This is a genomic window from Enterobacter sp. 725m/11, assembly GCF_011683705.1.
Lineage (GTDB): Bacteria > Pseudomonadota > Gammaproteobacteria > Enterobacterales > Enterobacteriaceae > Enterobacter > Enterobacter bugandensis.
The window spans coordinates 1-19,363 of record NZ_JAAQOK010000034.1 but is presented as its reverse complement, the minus strand read 5'-3'; the positions used below and the strand labels follow the sequence as shown (position 1 = coordinate 19,363).

General features: G+C 54.1%; 18 protein-coding genes. 7 read left to right on the top strand and 11 right to left on the bottom strand.

The genetic code is table 11. From position 1 onward, the window contains the following. Positions 1-56: 56 nt before the first annotated feature. Both prlC and rsmJ read left to right on the top strand, forming a co-directional pair. Positions 57-2,099, top strand: coding sequence for an oligopeptidase A (prlC, locus tag HBA26_RS15345; RefSeq protein ID WP_166720948.1), 2,043 nt, complete (start codon positions 57-59; stop codon positions 2,097-2,099). Positions 2,100-2,106: 7 nt separating this feature from the next. Beyond that, the gene (rsmJ, locus tag HBA26_RS15340; protein ID WP_088205122.1) at positions 2,107-2,859 is read left to right on the top strand and encodes a 16S rRNA (guanine(1516)-N(2))-methyltransferase RsmJ; all 753 of its coding nucleotides are present in this window, start codon (positions 2,107-2,109) and stop codon (positions 2,857-2,859) included. 60 nt (positions 2,860-2,919) lie between these two features. Here rsmJ and uspA read toward each other — a convergent pair whose 3' ends face one another. Continuing rightward, positions 2,920-3,357: a universal stress protein UspA gene (gene uspA / locus HBA26_RS15335; RefSeq protein WP_003861223.1), complete on the bottom strand. Its 438-nt coding sequence runs from the start codon at positions 3,355-3,357 to the stop codon at positions 2,920-2,922. 283 nt (positions 3,358-3,640) lie between these two features. On the opposite strand from uspA, the gene uspB reads away from it, so the two are divergent. After that, entirely contained in the window at positions 3,641-3,976 is a 336-nt protein-coding gene (uspB, locus tag HBA26_RS15330) for a universal stress protein UspB (RefSeq protein WP_003861224.1), read from the top strand. A gap of 53 nt (positions 3,977-4,029) precedes the next feature. Here the strand turns inward: uspB and pitA are convergent, their stop codons facing one another. Next, entirely contained in the window at positions 4,030-5,529 is a 1,500-nt protein-coding gene (gene pitA / locus HBA26_RS15325) for an inorganic phosphate transporter PitA (protein WP_028014734.1), read from the bottom strand. 228 nt (positions 5,530-5,757) lie between these two features. Between pitA and HBA26_RS15320 the strand changes: the two genes are divergently transcribed. Next, positions 5,758-6,954, top strand: coding sequence for an NAD(P)/FAD-dependent oxidoreductase (locus HBA26_RS15320; protein ID WP_126345958.1), 1,197 nt, complete (start codon positions 5,758-5,760; stop codon positions 6,952-6,954). A gap of 53 nt (positions 6,955-7,007) precedes the next feature. Here HBA26_RS15320 and HBA26_RS15315 read toward each other — a convergent pair whose 3' ends face one another. The 6 genes from HBA26_RS15315 to HBA26_RS15290 form a co-directional block, all read right to left on the bottom strand. Next, entirely contained in the window at positions 7,008-8,831 is a 1,824-nt protein-coding gene (locus tag HBA26_RS15315; protein WP_063944074.1) for an integrin alpha, read from the bottom strand. A 107-nt stretch (positions 8,832-8,938) separates the two neighbouring features. Continuing rightward, positions 8,939-9,982 carry a fimbrial protein gene (locus tag HBA26_RS15310; RefSeq protein ID WP_126345957.1) on the bottom strand — a complete coding sequence of 348 codons (1,044 nt, stop codon included), beginning with the start codon at positions 9,980-9,982 and terminating at the stop codon, positions 8,939-8,941. A gap of 11 nt (positions 9,983-9,993) precedes the next feature. Beyond that, positions 9,994-12,501, bottom strand: coding sequence for a fimbria/pilus outer membrane usher protein (locus HBA26_RS15305; RefSeq protein ID WP_126345956.1), 2,508 nt, complete (start codon positions 12,499-12,501; stop codon positions 9,994-9,996). Positions 12,502-12,537: 36 nt separating this feature from the next. After that, the gene (locus tag HBA26_RS15300; protein WP_041911869.1) at positions 12,538-13,221 is read right to left on the bottom strand and encodes a molecular chaperone; all 684 of its coding nucleotides are present in this window, start codon (positions 13,219-13,221) and stop codon (positions 12,538-12,540) included. Positions 13,222-13,276: 55 nt separating this feature from the next. Further along, entirely contained in the window at positions 13,277-13,831 is a 555-nt protein-coding gene (locus HBA26_RS15295; RefSeq protein WP_028014728.1) for a fimbrial protein, read from the bottom strand. A 364-nt stretch (positions 13,832-14,195) separates the two neighbouring features. Further along, positions 14,196-14,408, bottom strand: coding sequence for a hypothetical protein (locus HBA26_RS15290; protein WP_126345955.1), 213 nt, complete (start codon positions 14,406-14,408; stop codon positions 14,196-14,198). Between HBA26_RS15290 and HBA26_RS15285 the strand changes: the two genes are divergently transcribed. Further along, positions 14,407-15,432, top strand: a complete 1,026-nt coding sequence (locus HBA26_RS15285) for a TerC/Alx family metal homeostasis membrane protein (RefSeq protein ID WP_028014727.1) — start codon at positions 14,407-14,409, stop codon at positions 15,430-15,432. The genes HBA26_RS15290 and HBA26_RS15285 overlap by 2 nt on opposite strands. Positions 15,433-15,492: 60 nt before the next feature. Here HBA26_RS15285 and HBA26_RS15280 read toward each other — a convergent pair whose 3' ends face one another. Beyond that, the gene (locus HBA26_RS15280; protein ID WP_028014726.1) at positions 15,493-16,155 is read right to left on the bottom strand and encodes an HAD family hydrolase; all 663 of its coding nucleotides are present in this window, start codon (positions 16,153-16,155) and stop codon (positions 15,493-15,495) included. A gap of 240 nt (positions 16,156-16,395) precedes the next feature. Between HBA26_RS15280 and HBA26_RS15275 the strand changes: the two genes are divergently transcribed. Then, positions 16,396-16,923: an NlpC/P60 family protein gene (locus HBA26_RS15275; protein WP_048960803.1), complete on the top strand. Its 528-nt coding sequence runs from the start codon at positions 16,396-16,398 to the stop codon at positions 16,921-16,923. Positions 16,924-16,928: 5 nt separating this feature from the next. On the opposite strand, the gene HBA26_RS15270 is transcribed toward HBA26_RS15275, so the two are convergent. Continuing rightward, the gene (locus tag HBA26_RS15270) at positions 16,929-17,723 is read right to left on the bottom strand and encodes an SDR family NAD(P)-dependent oxidoreductase (protein ID WP_028014724.1); all 795 of its coding nucleotides are present in this window, start codon (positions 17,721-17,723) and stop codon (positions 16,929-16,931) included. A gap of 32 nt (positions 17,724-17,755) precedes the next feature. Beyond that, positions 17,756-18,637 (bottom strand): LysR family transcriptional regulator, encoded by an 882-nt coding sequence (locus HBA26_RS15265; protein ID WP_126345954.1) that lies wholly within the window; start codon positions 18,635-18,637, stop codon positions 17,756-17,758. Positions 18,638-18,736: 99 nt separating this feature from the next. Between HBA26_RS15265 and HBA26_RS15260 the strand changes: the two genes are divergently transcribed. After that, a complete protein-coding gene (locus HBA26_RS15260; RefSeq protein WP_028014722.1) occupies positions 18,737-19,243 on the top strand; it encodes a phenolic acid decarboxylase in 507 nt (168 codons plus the stop codon). Positions 19,244-19,363: the final 120 nt, after the last annotated feature.

Sequence of the window (19,363 nt, the reverse complement as noted above, 5' to 3'; positions counted from 1 at the left end):
AATATGCACAGCGCCGGATGCGCGCTTCATTCACCTATTTCAACAGGACAGCGTTTATGACCAATCCATTACTGACGCCTTTTTCGTTGCCACCGTTTTCTAAAATCCTCCCTGAGCATGTGGTTCCAGCCGTTACCCAGTCGCTGGACAACTGCCGCGCGGCGGTAGAAAGCGTGGTTGCGCAGGGCGCGCCGTACACCTGGGAGAATCTGTGTCAGCCGCTGGCCGAAGTGGACGACGTGCTGAGGCGTATCTTCTCCCCGGTGAGCCATCTGAACTCGGTGAAAAACAGCCCGGAACTGCGTGAAGCCTACGAACAAACCCTGCCGCTGCTCTCTGAGTACAGCACCTGGGTCGGCCAGCACGAAGGGCTGTACAAAGCCTACCGCGACCTGCGCGACGGCGACCATTATGCCGAACTGAACACGGCGCAGAAAAAATCGGTTGATAACGCCCTGCGTGATTTCGAACTGTCCGGTATCGGTCTGCCAAAAGAGAAGCAGGTTCGCTACGGTGAAATCGCTGCGCGCCTGTCCGAACTGGGTAACCAGTACAGCAACAACGTCCTTGACGCCACCATGGGCTGGACGAAGCTGATTACCAACGAAGCCGAGCTGGCGGGTATGCCGGAAAGCGCCCTGGCGGCGGCGAAAGCCCAGGCCGAAGCGAAAAAGCAGGAAGGCTTCCTGTTAACGCTGGATATCCCGAGCTATCTGCCGGTGATGACCTACTGCGACAACCAGGCCCTGCGTGAAGAGATGTACCGCGCCTACAGCACCCGCGCCTCCGATCAGGGGCCGAATGCAGGTAAATGGGACAACAGTCCGGTGATGGCGGAAATCCTCGCCCTCCGTCACGAGCTGGCTCAGCTGCTGGGCTTCGACAGCTACGCGGATAAATCCCTCGCCACCAAAATGGCCGAGAACCCGCAGCAGGTGCTCGATTTCCTGACCGATCTGGCCAAACGTGCTCGTCCTCAGGGTGAGAAAGAGCTGGCCCAGCTGCGCGCCTTCGCGAAAGCGGAGTTTGGCGTGGACGAGCTGCAGCCGTGGGATATCGCGTACTACAGCGAAAAACAGAAGCAGCACCTCTACAGCATCAGCGACGAGCAGCTGCGCCCGTACTTCCCGGAAAACAAAGCCGTCAACGGCCTGTTTGAAGTGGTGAAACGCATTTACGGCATTACCGCTAAAGAGCGTACTGATATTGACGTCTGGCATCCGGACGTGCGCTTCTTCGAACTGTATGACGAGAAAAACGAACTGCGCGGCAGCTTCTACCTCGATCTCTACGCGCGTGAGAACAAGCGCGGCGGGGCGTGGATGGACGACTGCGTGGGCCAGATGCGTAAAGCAGACGGTTCCCTGCAAAAACCGGTCGCCTATCTGACCTGTAACTTCAACCGTCCGGTGAGCGGCAAGCCTGCGCTGTTCACCCACGACGAAGTGATCACCCTGTTCCACGAGTTCGGTCACGGCCTGCACCACATGCTGACCCGCATCGAAACCGCCGGCGTCGCCGGTATCAGCGGGGTGCCATGGGATGCGGTCGAGCTGCCAAGCCAGTTTATGGAAAACTGGTGCTGGGAGCCGGACGCGCTGGCGTTTATCTCCGGCCACTATGAGACCGGCGAACCGCTGCCGAAAGAGCTGCTGGATAAAATGCTGGCGGCGAAAAACTACCAGGCGGCGATGTTTATCCTGCGTCAGCTGGAGTTCGGCCTGTTCGATTTCCGCCTGCACGCCGAGTTCAGCCCGGAGCAGGGGGCGAAAATCCTCGAAACGCTGGCCGAGATTAAAAAGCAGGTTGCCGTTATTCCAGGGCCAACCTGGGGCCGCTTCCCGCACGCGTTCAGCCACATTTTCGCGGGCGGCTACGCGGCGGGCTATTACAGCTACCTGTGGGCCGACGTGCTGGCGGCGGATGCCTTCTCTCGCTTCGAGGAAGAGGGGATTTTCAACCGCGAAACCGGCCAGTCGTTCCTTGACAACATCCTGACCCGCGGCGGTTCTGAAGAGCCAATGGTGCTGTTCAAACGCTTCCGTGGCCGCGAGCCGCAGCTGGATGCGATGCTTGAGCATTACGGGATCAAAGGCTGATTGTTACGTGAAGATCTGCTTAGTGGATGAAACGGGCGCCGGAGACGGCGCCTTATCTGTTCTGGCGGCCCGCTGGGGGCTGGAGCACGATGAAGAGAACCTGATGGCGCTGGTAATGACGACAGCACATCTCGAATTACGCAAGCGCGATGAACCGAAGCTCGGCGGGATTTTTGTCGATTTTGTCGGTGGCGCGATGGCGCACCGGCGTAAGTTCGGCGGCGGTCGCGGCGAAGCGGTGGCCAAAGCGGTCGGCATTAAGGGGAGCTATCTCCCGGACGTGGTGGACGCCACGGCGGGGCTGGGACGCGATGCGTTTGTGCTGGCGTCGGTGGGCTGCCGGGTGCGGATGCTGGAGCGTAATCCGGTTGTTGCCGCGCTGCTCGACGACGGGCTGACGCGAGGCTATGCGGACCCGGAAATCGGCCCGTGGCTGCAGGAGCGTTTGCAGCTTATCCACGCGTCAAGCCTGACGGCGCTGACGGACATCACCCCGCGTCCGCAGGTTGTCTACCTCGACCCGATGTTCCCGCATAAGCAGAAAAGCGCGCTGGTGAAGAAAGAGATGCGGGTATTTCAGTCGCTGGTGGGGCCGGATTTAGACGCAGACGGCCTGCTGGAGCCGGCTCGTCAGCTCGCGACGAAGCGGGTCGTGGTGAAGCGTCCGGATTACGCGCCGCCGCTGGCGGACGTCGCGACTACTAACGCGGTGACCACGAAAGGGCATCGGTTTGATATTTATTCGGGTACGCCAGAATAAAAAAAGCCGGGTGGCGGCTTCGCCTTACCCGGCCTACTTTCAGTGCCGCTTTTTTTGCACTTACTCGTCTTCTTCGTCGCGCAGCGGAACAATCAGCATGTCCACGTGAACGGTGTTAATCAGCTGGCGTGCTGAAGACATCAGCTTGCTCCAGAAGTCCTGATGGTGACCGCATACCACCAGATCCATATCGTATTTCTTAATCGCATCAACCAGCACCTGACCCAGGTCGCCGCTGCCGCTCAGGGTTTCGGTGATCGGATAGCCCGCGTTGGTGGAGAGCTCGCTCAGCGCGTGATGCGTTTCTTCAGAGATGCGTTTCTGCATATCGCCCAGATTGACGTCGATCAGACCGGTGTAGAGGTCGGAGTAATTCACATCAACGTGAATCAGGGAGACTTTCGCGTTGTAGGGACGTGCCATAGATACTGCTTTATCAACCAGCACTTTGCTCTCCGGGGAGAGATCTACCGCGATAAGAATGTGTTTGTAAGCCATAGTGTTACTCCTTCCTTAAGTTATCGATGACTAAATGGGAAAGCCGTCGTCTGATGCTTTCATTACGGCCCAGTTAAACATATTTTTCAAGCTTTGGTGTTGATAACGATTAACCTTGTGGCAAAAAAATTAACGGATCTCCTACACTATTTAATGAGCCGTTCGGATATTAAAACGCGAACCGGATCGACTTTTAGTCATTCTTTCACTGAACTGTCTGTCAGGGCATTGGGGTGCGGTAGCTCAGGAGCCTTGCTTCGTGGGCGGACGCCGGGGAGGATGTATGATTAGCACCGTCGCATTGTTTTGGGCGTTATGCGTAGTTTGCATAGTGAATATGGCGCGCTACTTCTCATCGTTACGTGCGCTGTTAGTGGTACTTCGTGGTTGCGATCCGTTGCTGTATCAGTATGTGGACGGTGGAGGGTTCTTCACCTCGCATGGACAGCCCAGCAAGCAGATGCGTCTGGTGGGGTATATCTACTACCAGCGCTACCGCGATCATCACGATGAAGAGTTTATCCGTCGCTGCGAGCGTCTGCGTCGTCAGTTCATTTTAACCAGCGCCCTGTGTGGGCTGGTCGTGGTCAGTATGATTGCGTTGATGATTTGGCACTGAGCATAAAAAAAGCGGGTCAGTTTCCTGACCCGCTTTTTGTCGCCTTCAGCCAATTAAATCAGCTTCAGCGAAATCCAGTACAACCCGCCTGACAGCAGGATAGAAGCCGGAAGCGTAAACACCCAGGCCATCAGAATGTTGGTCACGGTTTTGCGCTGCAGACCGCCGCCGTCAACAATCATGGTACCTGCCACGGACGAGGAGAGTACGTGGGTGGTGGATACCGGCATACCGGTGTAGCTCGCCAGACCGATAGACACTGCCGCCGTCATCTGCGCGGACATACCCTGCGCATAGGTCATGCCTTTCTTACCGATCTTCTCGCCGATGGTGGTCGCCACACGACGCCAGCCAATCATCGTACCGATACCCAGCGCCAGCGCGACGGCCATGATGATCCAGATTGGCGCGTACTCAATGGTATTGAGCATATCGCTTTTCAGTTTCTTCAGCAGACGCTTGTCGTCACCATTCACCTCTGGCAGCTTCGCGACTTTATCGGTCACGTCGGAGATACAGAGCATGATACGACGCAGCTGACCACGCTGTTCAACGGCCAGTTTATCGTAGCTTTCGATGTTGCCCAGCATACCTTTGGCACGTTCCAGCGCGTTAATCGCGTTAGCCGGATGGCAGTGGAATTCGCCAGGCGCGGTGGTGGCACCGGCTTCCGGAGAAGGGATCAGCTGGTCAACGCCGGTCGCTTTTTTCAGCAGCTCAGGGTGCTGCTGGAAATAGGTTTCAACGTTGTTGACCGCATCACGGGTACGGGTGATTTCGTAACCCGAGGCGTTCATATTCACCACGAAGCCCGCCGGTGCGACACCGATCAGAACCAGCATCACCAGACCAATGCCTTTCTGCCCGTCGTTCGCGCCGTGAGAGAAGGCCACGCCGATAGCAGAAATGATCAGGGCGATACGCGTCCAGAATGGCGGCTTTTTCTTGCCGTCTTTCTTCTCACGCTCTGCTGGCGTCAGGTGGATACGCGCACGTTTCTTCGTGTTGCTCCAGTAGCGACGCAGGATGAAAATCAATCCACCCGCAACCACCAGACCCACGATAGGGGAGACGATGAGAGAAGCGAAAATGCCCAGTACTTTAGGCAGATTCAGCGCATCAACAACCGATGTCCCGGTCATCAGGGCGTTGGTTAACCCGATACCGATAATCGCGCCGATGAGGGTGTGAGAACTGGATGCAGGCAGGCCAAAATACCAGGTACCGAGGTTCCAGATAATGGCAGCAAGCAGCATTGAGAACACCATGGCGAGGCCATGACCGGAACTCACGTTAAGCAGCAGATCCGTTGGCAGCATATGCACGATCGCATACGCAACGCTCAGTCCGCCCAGGAGGACACCAAAAAAGTTAAATACCGCCGCCATAACAACCGCAAGCTGCGATCGCATTGCGCGAGTGTAGATAACCGTTGCTACTGCGTTTGCAGTGTCGTGGAAGCCGTTGATCGCTTCGTAAAACAGTACAAAAACCAGAGCAAGCAATAGTAAAAGCCCGGTATGTAAATCCAGGCCGGCAAACAAATGTAGCATAGGACGTTACGCCATTTTGAGGACATGAACGCGGCGCATTATCCAGGACAAATGCGCAACGGGCAAAGTGAAATATAGACTTTTTTTGACATACCACCTGATTTGGGAAAAGTGCCTGAAAGGATAATCGTTAAATTTCAATGGAATGGCTTTGTAATATCTTTTTACGCTGGTGTGACCACAGAGGAAACTTTACAATCCGCGGCAGTTAACGAAGAGGGTTTTGACGTGGAAAGGTTTGATGCCGTGGTTATTGGCGCCGGTGCGGCGGGTATGTTTTGTGCGGCGATGGCCGGACAGGCGGGTCGTCGCGTGCTGTTGCTGGACAACGGAAAAAAGCCAGGCCGCAAGATCCTGATGTCAGGCGGCGGGCGCTGCAACTTCACCAATCTTTATGTCGAACCCGCGGCCTATTTGAGCCAGAACCGCCATTTTTGCAAATCTGCGCTGGCGCGTTACACCCAGTGGGACTTTATCGACCTGGTGGGTAAGCACGGGATCGCGTGGCATGAAAAGACGCTCGGGCAACTCTTCTGCGACGACTCCGCGCAGCAGATTGTCGATATGCTGGTGGCCGAGTGCGAGAAGGGCGGCGTGGTCATGCGCCTGCGCACTGAAGTGCTGGAGGTGGCCCGCGACGAGAAGGGGTACACGCTGCAGCTGAACGGTGACACCGTCAGCGCCGATAACCTGGTGATCGCCAGCGGCGGTCTGTCGATGCCGGGGCTGGGCGCGTCACCGTTCGGCTACAAGATTGCCGAGCAGTTTGGCCTGAAGGTGCTGCCAACCCGCGCCGGGCTGGTGCCGTTCACGCTGCATAAGCCGCTGCTGGAACAGCTTCAGACGCTGTCCGGCGTCTCTGTTCCCTCCGTTATTACTGCCGAAGACGGGACGGTGTTCCGCGAAAACCTGCTCTTTACCCACCGCGGTCTCTCCGGCCCGGCGGTCCTGCAAATCTCCAGCTACTGGCAGCCGGGGGAATTTGTCTCGGTGAATCTGCTGCCGGACAGCGATCTGGACGCGTTCCTCAACGAACAGCGCGCCGCGCACCCGAATCAGAGCCTGAAAAATACCCTGGCGATGCAGCTGCCGAAGCGTCTGGTGGAGTGTTTGCAGGGGCTGGGGCAGATCCCGGATGTGTCGCTCAAGCAGCTTAACAGCCGCGAGCAGGAGACGTTGGTGGATACGCTAACGAACTGGCGCGTTCAGCCAAACGGTACCGAGGGGTATCGCACGGCGGAAGTGACGCTGGGCGGCGTTGATACGAATGAGCTTTCTTCACGCACGATGGAAGCGCGTAACGTACCGGGGCTCTACTTTATTGGCGAGGTAATGGACGTGACCGGCTGGCTTGGCGGATATAATTTCCAGTGGGCGTGGTCGAGCGCCTGGGCGTGCGCGCAGGCGCTGCAAAATGCGCAATAAATTGCCGGGGAGTCTCTTCCCCGGCGGTGTTGCCCATTCAGATGATGTAAGCATTAATCCGGTATAGCGTAATCCGCAATGCGGAAGGTGACCTTACCCGTCCAGGTGTTATCACGGTAAGAACCAATGGCGAGACTGTCCTGAGTGAAGCCATTGAAGCTCCCGGCCGCAATGGACGCGCCGAATTTTTCATACTGATTTTTACCCCAGTAGACTTTCGCAACGCCTTCTCTCACCAGCGTATTAATATTGATCATGCCTTCTTCATCGTCAGCGTAGTCATCCAGGCTTTTACCGCCGTTGATGACGTACACGGCGCCCACCTGCGTGCCGCTGCCGTTTACCGCATTCGGATCGCCGATCACCAGGTCTTTTTTACCGTCGCCGTTCAAGTCCACATTACCGAGAATGCTGTTCCCGAACCCTGCCAGCTTGCTGCCAGGCCTTTCGGCGTAAATAGCATAGCCATCGTGTACGCTAAATGTTTTGTTGTAGTTCAGCCGGGTGTGCGCCGCATCGAGGAACAGAGACGATGGCAGCTTACTGCCGTCGGCCTTACCTTTAATAATCCAGACCAGCCCGGAACGTTTTTTATCAATACCCATGTCGGCAGGGGCGCTAATCGCAAAAGCGTTAGCGTGAGCATTAAGGAAATTACCTAATGGCGTAATGGTGCCGTTATTGGGCTTATCCTGCGTATACGCGCTATGATCGTTACTTCCTTCACCTCCGCCGGACTGACCACCCAGGAAAGCCGCCCCCATACCGTGAATGCGGGTTGCCTGCGTCGCGTTTAGCGAGGCGATGTCGAGATTCCCCTGGTTGAAGCTGCTGCCGTAGACGAGATAGGCCGTGCCGCGTCCATCAGTGCCGCTGTTCTCTGATTTACGGCCTTCATTGACCGATTCCGGGTCGACGATCAGGTAATCACTGAAGCCGTCGCCGTTAATATCCCCGACATCGCTGATCTGCTGCCCAAGATTGTAGTTAAGGGGTTTATCCGGGCCGTTGGTGGCGGTCATCTGCGGACGAATATAGGCGCCGGTCGCGGCAGGGATCTCCCAGTCGCCCAGGTTGTTGCGCTTAATATCAATGTTCTGCCACTGATCGCCTGGCTTTTGAGCGCCGTAGATAATGACGGCGCCGCCGCGTCCGCCCGTGCCTTCGATATCGCCGATAGCAAGATCGACCATCTTGTTAGCCACGGCAGAATTTTTATATTTAATTGGGCCTACCGCGGCGCCAAACCAGCCGCCGGTATTCGCATTGCCTGAAGAATTCACCGTACGGATGCGAATACCCAGGCGAGCGTCGCCGTTGTCGATATCATTGAGGTCAATCTGATTAGAAAGACGCGCGCCGGTACGGTGATGCGGTCCGCCCCAGATAATATAGACCTGATCATGCCAGTGGGAGGCGATGACTAAATCATCATATCCATCGCCGTTAATATCACCTATTTTACGTACCGCGACGCCCATCCATTTTGTCGTCACTGAGCCAGGCTTATTCGCTTTATTGCTGTGGATAATTTTAAGCGCGTTTTGCGGATCGAATTCACCTACGTTATTGACTTGCTGCATGGGTTTCCCACCGGAAGTCCCGAAAATGACGTACGCGATCCCTTTTGCGCCATCCCCCCAGGGGGCCGTAATGACAATATCTTCACCCGCGATATGCGAACCATTGTCCTTATCGGAAAACTTACCGATCGTGGTCATCGTCATACCGAAATAGTCTTTTTGTTTTTCACCCTTAATAGATACAGGGACAGAATAAGGCTCGATATCGCTGGCGATAACCTGTGATGCCGTGATGCCAGTACCTGATAAAGCTGCAACGCAAAGCGCTACACGCGTTTTCGTTTTGAGTTTCATAGTATATATCCTTATACAAATCCATTTTTCATACCCGGCAACTCATTTGTATAGCGCTATGTGTTGCCGGGAAATAAGAGGTTTCTACGCTGTATTAAGTTTTTTCTTTATTTAAACTCGAAATCCAGCGTGGATGTGGCTTCAAATTTTCCCGGTTGTGGAGACTTTTCTCCTTGTTGGACAGGTGTTGCTATAATAGTGACATTCCCCTCCTGCGTTGGTACGGCCGAACTGCTGCCATCAATTTTATTCCCGTTGTGTTCAAGTTTTATCCCTAAATCATTGCGCTCACCTTCATCATTATGGGTCTTGATAAAACCAGAGCCATTAAAATCGGACGCGCGGAACTTAATACTCACCTTGCTTTCATCTTCAGGATTTTTGCAAGTCACACGAATATCCACGCTTTTTTGCTTACCGGTGGCCTCGGGCTTAAATTCATTCGCGGTAATATTGCCAAACGGGACCTTGATGGTTTGCCCGTCATTAATCATGCATTGTGGTGGAATATCAATTGACAGTTGGAAATTAAGTGTGACAAAAGGTCTGGAGGTGTCATAACTCCCCGTCTGTTTTTTGGCAAAAATGGTCACTAATTCCTGCATAGGAATATCAATGCGGCCTGAAGGAAGCGGTTTAGTTAATTCCAGAGAGACAGTCCCGCTGGAGCCGGTTGCGAACAGAGTATGGTCGTTTTTATCATCACAGTTATTTGTCGCAGGACGTCCATTATCAACACCGGCGGTATTACTCAAATCAACCGGGATATACCGCAATTCATCCTCGCCACCAAGAACGACATTTATACCGATATTAATACCCTTTTCCGCATCCAGAGGATAATAGATAAAGTCTGCGTTACGTTTGCCGCCTCCTGTGCCCAGTTTCGTACTGGTAAATCGAAATAAGATACTTTCTGGCACGCTGGAGTCCTGACAGAGGCAGATACCATTAAAATTACCTTTATTATTCCATGTGGATTGGGTTGTGCCGGGTACGTCGTCGGCAGTAAGGTTTTCGATAATATCAAACTTGTGCGCCTGACCAGATACGGTTGATGTCGGCCAGCAGCTTCCTACAACATCAGCATAAGCTGGCGCGCCCATCAATCCCCCTGCTGCCAGGCACGCGAGTAACGTTAATTTTTTCATTTTTAATTCCTTTATTTATTAACGGATGATTTGCAGGTCTGCGTTAACTGCACAATTCCGCTAATCGTGGGTTCCTGGCCAGAAAGCTGATAGTGAACCTGGCAACGCTGATCGGGTTTCTTACCCCAGCTCACGTCTAACGTCCCTTTTTCTGCCATCCCGGTGAGGAATACGCTGCCTTCATCACCCACAATGCTGGTGGCTGTATTCTGAGAAACAATGGCACCGAACGGAACGGGTTTGCCCTGCGCATCTTTCAGCGTCATCATCAGGCGTTTACCCACCGCCGTGGTGAAACGTGCCCGAACGATAGCCCCCCGGGTGGGAACGACTTTATGGCTGTTACTTTCCAGCTCGACATCGTCAGGTAATGTATCGGGACGCAGCTGGATATTGCTCTCCTGATAAGGTGTCAGGTAAGGCACCACCGCATAGCCCCAGGGGTCGGTGCGCACGCCCGTGTGGTTACGGACGCTGACACCTGCGGCATCCGGCGCTTCAACCAGAGCGACCGTTTCACCCAGCGACTGCGCCAGCGTGACGCCATGAGGATGAACCAGCACGCCCCCGCGCAGGCTGTAATTCAGCCGCTGCGCGTCCCGGCTATAGCCATACCCGGCGCCAACCTGCGCATAGCGTCCGTTATAGCTAAGCGAGGCATCGCTGCTGTTTGCCTGGCTCCCTGGGTTGATATTCTGCTGTACGCTCCAGTTCAGGTTATTGTCCTCAAGGGCGCTGCCGCTCAGGGAAACACTGTGGCCTGGCGAGCGTTTTTCCGCCGCAGAGAAGGTGTAACCGGCACGCGTGGAGCGGAGCCATTTGTCCAGAGGGACGCTCACGCTCAGGCTGAACAGATTGTCCTGGTTATAGAGACGCTGGTTATCCTCTTTTGTCACGTTCAGATAGTGGTTGTAATTCAGGCTATAGCTGATCCCGTTCCAGCTGTTGCCATAGCCCAGCGTGGCGGAGGTCGTGCGTTTTTGGCTCGTGTGGTAGTCTTCGCTGACCAGCATGGCGGAGAGATAGCCGAGGTTTTCTCCCAGGTTTTGGTTTAGCGTCAGTTCTGTACGGCTACGGCGTCGATCCAGGCGCGAGGGTTGCGAGTGATAGCTGCTCAGGGTTTCACCGAGCGTGTAGAAATCGGACGTCGAGTAGCGATAGCCCGCAATCGCAACGTTAGTGCCGGTAGACAGCAAATTTTTGTTATAGCGCAGGCGTAGCGACTGTCCCCGGTTTTTCTCTGCCTGTTTAGTGGTGGCCCAGGCCTGGGTAATATCAAATGACAGTGCGCCAAAATCGCCCATGTTTTTACCCATGCCAAAAAGCAGGGACTGATATTGACTGGCAGCCTGCATGCCTCCGTATATCGAGGTTTCCCACGGCAGACCGTAAATCAGGCTCCCTTGTGAAAACAGGGCATTCTCAGCATCGCTGCTGCTGGAACGATAGCTGCCGCTAATGACTTCATATTTGTATTGCCCTTCCCGCTGCATAACCGCTAACGACGCGTAAGGCACTAAAGAGACTTGTTCGCTGCCATCCGCCTCTTTCACCACAACTTTCAGCTCGCCGCTGCTGCCGAGGTAAAGATCGTTGATGACAAATTCACCGGGCGGGACATAGCTTTGATAAATGCTGTAGCCGTTCTGAAAAATAGTGATCTGGGCATTAGTACGAGCAATACCGCGGATCACCGGCGCATAGCCTCGCAGGCTGCCCGGAAGCATCTGTTCATCCGAGTAAAGCTGAACGCCGCGAAACGGGGTGCTATCAAAGACTTCTGCGGTAGAACTGTTATCCCCGACAATCAGCTGGCTATTCAGGGCGCTGATATCACGCTGCAAATAGGTATAAACCGATTCCCAGCGCCCAGCTTGCCCCTGGCTGTTACTCCAGGTCGAGAAATTGCGTAAACGCCAGGGTCCAACGTTCAGTCCCGGACGCAGGCTGAGGTACTGGCTATCGGTTCCCGTCCCGTTGTGCGAGGTCCACGTGGCGCCGCTGTAGTTGTAGCTGAGCATCAGGCCCGGAATACCCTGTTCCCGGCGCGCAGGATCGATGTAGCCGTGAGCGTGGCTGTCCAGGGCCGCCTGGGGAATGCTGAGCCTTAACGCCTGCTCGCTGAAGTCAAATTCGCTGCTTGCGAGAGGGATCGCCGACAGATTCGCGCAGCCCTGGGTATCGTCCCGGAGCAACGGGAATGCCGCCGTTTTAACACCAAACGACTGGAGCGTCTCCTCGCTGAGGCAGGGTGCGAGGATATTTTTATGCTGCGCGTTCTCTTCGAGTCGAAACGTGATATCGCGCGTGTCGAACATTTTATTGTTAATAAACAGGTCAACACGATAAACGCCGGGTGTCTGGCTCTCTTTGTTCTCAAAGAGAGAAAGATCGACGGCGGTACGCGGCGCGCCACCCGTTTCCAGAAAGGCCGGGTCGAAGTAATCACTGGCGTATAATGCGCTGGGTAATATCCAGGCAAAGCAAAGCGCTGGACGAATGCCCCAAAATATAGTCATGAAAAATACCCCTGTGAGGTTATTGTTTTAAAATCGTTATTCTATTTTTTGTGTGATTAACTGGCTGTTGCCGCCATAATCATTGATATATTTCCATTGTACGGTGGCATTGTTTTTTAAAAGCGTGTTTCTGAGCGTGAATGTTGTGCTGCTTTTAGGCGCGAGCATGTCAATCTCTGACCATGCTTTGTTATTGATCTTCACCTCCGCAAAGGAAATGTAATAAGACGAGTTGTTGCGTACGATGAGTTCGTTATTTTTAACAGACCATTGCACATTCTTACTAATATCCGTGGGTTCATCCATTAAATTTGACGGACGATAAAATAATTTGATTCGGGTATTTACCGCTATCTGCAGTTTATTAATGTCCTCTCTGGAAGAGGAGGGGATCGATTTTACGTTGATCCAGAAAAGCGACTCGCGATCCTGCGGTAAAGGCGCGCCGTTATAGATAATACGTAGCGCGTTGGACTTACCTGCATCCATGCGAAAAAGCGGTGGCGTCACAATAAACGGGGCTTTGGTGCCCTGTGAATCTTTGCCCTGTACCCAGCTCTGTACCAGGAACGGGCTGGCAGTATTATTTCTGACTGTAATATTGCTCTCTTTCTTGTCCGCATGATATACCACTCGCGTATTGGATAAGGTCACACTGGCGTGTGACATACAAGAGCCAAAGAGCAGAGCCAGCAGCGTCAGATAGCGTTTCCTTAACATAAAACGTCCTTGCGTTCCGGGCTGTTATTCATTGCCCGGAACTGAGTTGAATGATTTATTTATAGATAATGGTGTAATCCGCAACCGCATCTGCCTTACCGGCGGTCACAGCATCCAGGGATGATTTATAACGGGCTGAATACAGCAGGGTGGCTGCCCCCGTGGTGCCATCACCGGTAATAGGAACAAATTTATTCGGGTTGTCGCCCAGTTTTAACGATGTCCCATCTTCATTCAGGAATTCAATACCCAAACCCGTTGCGGCGTCGCCACCGGTTTTAAGCGCGAGCAGATTATTATCATTAGCATCATAGGCACCGCCAAATCGTGCTCCAGCTGATTTAAGGACGGCGGTATCGCAGTTAGACAGTTCTATCTGGATACGGTGAATACCCGCAACGTCACCTTTTTCTTTAAATGCTGAAGACGAGATGGTACCCATATCGATCGTTGGGTTCCCGCCCTGACCGTTAATATCGACATCACAGGTGCTCGCGGTAATCATACCCGTGAATTCAATGGTCCCTGCGCCTTTACCTGGCGCTGCATGGCTGGAAGGACTGGCAATTGCAGCCAATAAAAATCCCATGGTAATAACGGATTTATTCATTTTTTAAAATATTCCTCAGTGTGTAAAAGGTAGAACAGTATTATTTCGGGTTAGTCACTCGAAAGCGTTGTTGTGGTCACGGGATGTGGATATTCCGTTAATATGAAACATTAAGGTGGATATTCATCATCGCTTACCAGTCCATGTGAAAAACTTCCATCACAAGAAGTCTGAATATTTTTCTGGGTCAGGTTAACAAGCGTTTAAAAAAAATAAAGTGAGAACGTCATGATTTGTCTTTGGTTGTTTTAAAATCAATGAGTTAGGTTGTTTTTATCAGGGTTTTATCAGCAATTCAGTGTGAGAATTTTACGGCTTATTTACTACTTGCCGTATGTCAGGTTCAGCTCAGATAATAAAACTTTCATAATAATGAAAGAATAATCTCCGGAAGAACACGTTGCCTTCCCGGAAGACGTAAGAGAAATCCTGGCACTTTTAACATCACATTTACATTGCCGGGCTGGCGCGAAGAAGTGTTATTATTATTCTCTTGCCCGGTGATACGGGCGTTTTCTTTTTTTGTTGCAAACGTTGCCTCTGCCAGCGCGCAGATGAAGGTTAAGGATAGATTCATGGCTTCTGCTCATCTCGGTTTCCCGACTGAAACCGTTGTTGTCTTTGTGGTGATGGCCGTTGGGGCGATGTTTATCGACCTCTTCATGCACCGTCACGATAAACCTGTTTCGCTGAAAAGTGCGGCCATGTGGTCCGTTTTCTGGTTCTCGATGGCGATGGCCTTCGCCGGTTTTCTGTACATCCACCACGGCGCCGAGATGGCGAGCCTGTTCCTCACCGGTTACGCGCTGGAAGAGGTGCTCTCCATCGATAACCTGTTCGTGATGATGGCGATCTTTGCCTGGTTCGGCGTGCCGGATAAGTACCGTCACCGTGTGCTCTACTGGGGCGTGCTGGGGGCGATTGTCTTCCGCGGTATTTTCGTGGCGATCGGCACCAGCCTGCTGAGCCTGGGGCCGTACGTGGAGGTTATTTTTGCGCTGGTCGTCGGCTGGACGGCGGTGATGATGCTCAAGCGCAATGAAGAGAGTGACGAAGTGGAAGATTACTCGGGTCACCTTGCCTATCGCCTGGTGAAACGCTTCTATCCCGTCTGGCCCAAAATCAGCAGCAACGCGTTTATCCTGACGCAGAAAGAGGTGGATGCGGAGCTTGAAAAGCCGGAAAACCAGGACGTAACGGTTGGCCGCGTGAAGAAGGCGAAGCGCTATGCAACGCCGCTGCTGCTCTGCGTGGCGGTGGTGGAACTCTCTGACGTGATGTTCGCGTTTGACTCCGTACCGGCGATTATTGCGGTAAGCCGCGAGCCGCTGATTATCTACAGCGCCATGATGTTCGCCATTCTCGGCCTGCGTACCCTCTATTTTGTGCTGGAAGCACTCAAGCAGTATCTGGTGCACCTGGAGAAAGCGGTGGTGCTGCTGCTGTTCTTCGTGGCGTTCAAGCTGGGTCTGAATGCGACCGATCACTTCTGGCACCACGGTTACAGCATTGGCGCGACGGCCAGCCTGTTTGTGGTGTTAGGTGTGCTGGCGCTGGGGATTATTGCGAGCGTGATGTTCCCGGGGAAACGTGAGGCCTGATGCACCGCTTTTCTCCCTCTCCCTGTGGGAGAGGGCTGGGGTGAGGGCAACAGACCGCACCTAACCCTTAATCGGTGAATTCCGGCGCTTGCGCGGGTGATGGAAGTGCCGCCAGTGTGGATCCTGCGCCGCGGCCAGCAGTTCGTGGTCGCCGCGGGTGTCGCCCCAGGCTCGCAGATGATAGTCGTTCAGATCGCCATACACCTTCTCCAGCCTTGCCACTTTCTGGGCGCAACGGCAGTTATTGCCCGTAATGCGTCCCGTCAGCTTGCCGTCCTTCACTTCCAGCTGCGTGCCAATCAGCTTAATGCCGAGCCTGTCCGCCCACGGCTGGAGCACCAGCGCCGGCGACGCAGAGCAGATGGTCACTTCCGCGCCGGAATTCACCTCAGCCGCCACCGCCAGAACCCCTTCGGGGCGCATCAGCTTGTTCCAGTATTTTTCGCAAAAGGCTTCCGCCTGCTGGCGTAGCCAGTGTTCGTCCACGCCTGTCAGGAACGTTTTAATCAGCACTTCCTTCAGCTCATCACGCGTCAGCTTGCGGCGCACGCAGTGGAGCGTGGGCAGCGCCATGCGCACCAGACGACCCGCAAAGTAGCGTTTCCCAAAGGCAAAACGCAGGAAAGGGATAAAGCTGTCGTGGTGCGTGAGCGTCCCGTCAAAGTCAAAGACAGAGAGCACGCTGGATTTCGCCACCGTCTCGTCGGCAATCATATTGGTCATAAATACGTCTTAGCTGAATTACACATTCTGTCGATCAGTTTACCTGCTTTATCTGAACAGTCCTTACATCACCACCCTTTTTTTTCTCAATCTTGCGATCTGAAAGTGAGTCCAATTTTGGCCTCAATAATGATTGGTGAAAAAGTGAGCAGTCTATATTATCGCCACATCGAAAGATATTTCGGGGGAACGTTGGCCTCCACAGGTAAGGAAAAATTCACTCTTAGCTCCTGTTTAGATATGACATTCAGATCGCTTATTTCAATCCTCACGTTAAGTTTTGCTTCGTTTTCCGCACTGAGTTTTCAGTTGCCCGCATCGATGATCTCCGCCGATAGCACATTTGCGGAATCGCCGGTGAAGTCGGCCCTGCTTCACCAGGAGACAGGCCCACTCCGCTCCCGGATACTGGATCAATACCAGAAATGGAAAGGGACTCACTATCAGTGGGGCGGCACCACGCACCGCGGAGTGGATTGCTCCGCGCTTATGCAGCATCTGTTCAGCGATGCGGCGCATCTTTATCTGCCGCGCACGACGAGCGAGCAGATCCATCGCGGTGTACAGGTAGCGCAATACCGTCTGAAGGCGGGAGATTTGGTCTTCTTCCAGACGGGCCCGAACCGCAGACACGTTGGTGTGTATATCGGTAACAGCCAGTTTATTCATGCCTCCAGCAGCCAGGGCGTAACGGTCTCAACCCTGACTGATGACTACTGGCAGGAGCGTTACATTACCGCCCGTCGTGTCGCGGGCAGCGCCGCCTGACGACATTAAATAATGTCATCCACCACGCCACCATCGACGCGCAATGCCGCGCCTGAGGTGGCGGAGGCCTGCGTCGAACAGACATAAATCACCATATTAGCCACCTCTTCAACGGTGGCGGCGCGCTGGATAACCGAGCTGGGGCGGTTGGTCATGACAAATTCTTTCGCCAGCTGCTCCAGCGATTTACCGGTTTTCTCGATCTCATCTTTCATCATTTCAGCGAAACCGTCGGACATCGTCGGGCCCGGCAGCACGCTGTTCACCGTCACGCCGCTTCCCGCCACGAACTTCGCCAGCCCGCGCGCCAGCGAAAGCTGTGCCGTTTTGGTCACCCCGTAGTGGATCATGTCTGCCGGGATATTGCAGGCTGACTCGGAGGAGATAAACACCACGCGGCCCCAGCCTTTTTTCACCATGCCCGGCAGCAGGGCGCGGGAGAGGCGCACGCCGGACATCACGTTGGTCTGCCAGTAGCGCTCCCAGGTTTCATCGTCGGTGCCATAGAAATCCTGTGGGCCGTAAATCCCGGCGTTGTTCACCAGAATATCGACGTCGCTCGCAACCTTCAGCAGCGATTCAACCCCTTCCGCGGTGCTGAGATCGGCAATGGCTGCACGCACCTGCACGCCAGGCACAACCTGCTGCAGCTGCTGAATACCTTTGTTCACCGAGTCGGTGCTGCGGCCATTAACGATCACTTCCGCGCCGCTTTCTGCCAGGCCTCTGGCAATGGCAAACCCGATCCCGCCGGTTGAGGCGGTGACCAGGGCCACTTTCCCCGCAAAGTCGATTTTCATCATCAGCTCCTTATCGTTTTAACGTTCGGACCTTAAAGCGTAGCAGGTGATGATGACGGCTCCTGGCTAAAAAGGCGCAGCAGGGTTTCAACCTGCTCATCCAGCGGGGCGAGGGTGCGCTTCACGATCAGATGCAGCGGCGTGGCCCGACGAACGCCGTGGCTCAGCGGGAGGAGTTTCAGTACGCCTTGCTCCAGCTGGGGCTGAATGCGTTCCTCTGGCAGCCAGCCGTAGCCGACCTGCGAGACGACCGCCTCTATGGCAGCGTCGATGGTCGAGAACGTCCACGACTCGCCTGCAGCCCGCGCGGCGTTCTGGCTGTCCGCAATCTGGATTAGCGGCCACGGGCGCAGCATCTCATCATTCAGCGGCGCGTCGAGGCTAAAGAGGGGATGCCGGTGATGCGCCACGGCGACAAAGTCAATGTTCATCAGCCATTCGCCGAGCCCGGTAATGTCCTGGCGGCGGGTTAAAACCATCACATCGGCCTCGTTGTTCATGGCATCGGCGCGGGTATTTTCCAGCACCTCCGTGAGGCGGACCTGAGTTTGCGGATACCTCTGCTGGAACTGACGCAGAATGGCGAACAGGCGGCGGCGTGGGAAAATCGAGTCCACCACCAGGTCCAGACGCGTGCGCATCCCGTTACGAAGGGTCGCCGCACGCGTCTCGACATACGAAAACGCTTTCAGCAGCGGTTTCACCTGGCCGAGAAGCAGTTCTCCGGCCGGGGTCAACACCGCCCTGCGCCCCTCCGGCGCCAGCAGCGCCACGCCCAGCCGCTCCTGCAGCAGCGACAGGTTATAGCTCACCGAGGACTGACTGCGGTGGGTTTCTTCCGCAGCTTTGGCAAAGCTGCCCGCATCCACCACTTTTTCCAGTAAGGCCCACTGTTCCAGCGTCGTCTTGTGCATAATTTATCTAAAATTTGGATGAATTTGATTAAAAAATAGCGTTATTCATTCATTTTTTGAAGGCTTAAGATCGTCTCATCAAAACGAAGGAGACATCTTATGAACACATTCGACAAACACGACTTAAGCGGCTTCGTTGGCAAACATCTGGTTTATACCTATGACAACGGCTGGAATTACGAAATTTACGTCAAAAACGAGACTACTCTCGACTACCGTATTCACAGCGGTCTGGTGGCGAACCGTTGGGTTAAAGATCAGCAGGCTTACATCGTGCGGGTAGGGGAGAGCATCTATAAAATCTCCTGGACCGAGCCAACCGGTACGGACGTTAGCCTGATTGTGAACCTGGGCGACAAACTGTTCCACGGCACCATCTTCTTCCCGCGTTGGGTCATGAACAACCCGGAAAAAACCGTCTGCTTCCAGAACGACCATATTCCGCTGATGAACAGCTATCGCGATGCGGGGCCGGCCTATCCAACAGAAGTGATTGACGAATTTGCCACCATCACCTTTGTACGCGACTGCGGTGCGAACAACGAAAGCGTGATTGCCTGCGCAGCCAGCGAGTTACCGAAAAACTTTCCCGATAACTTAAAATAAGCGCGACAATTAACTAAAAAGAAAAGTTCCCGGTTATTTCTTCTTTCTCTGAAATAACCGGGATTTTTTTTGTTTGTTTATGTCTGTCTCTTATACACATCTGACGCTGCCGACGACGGA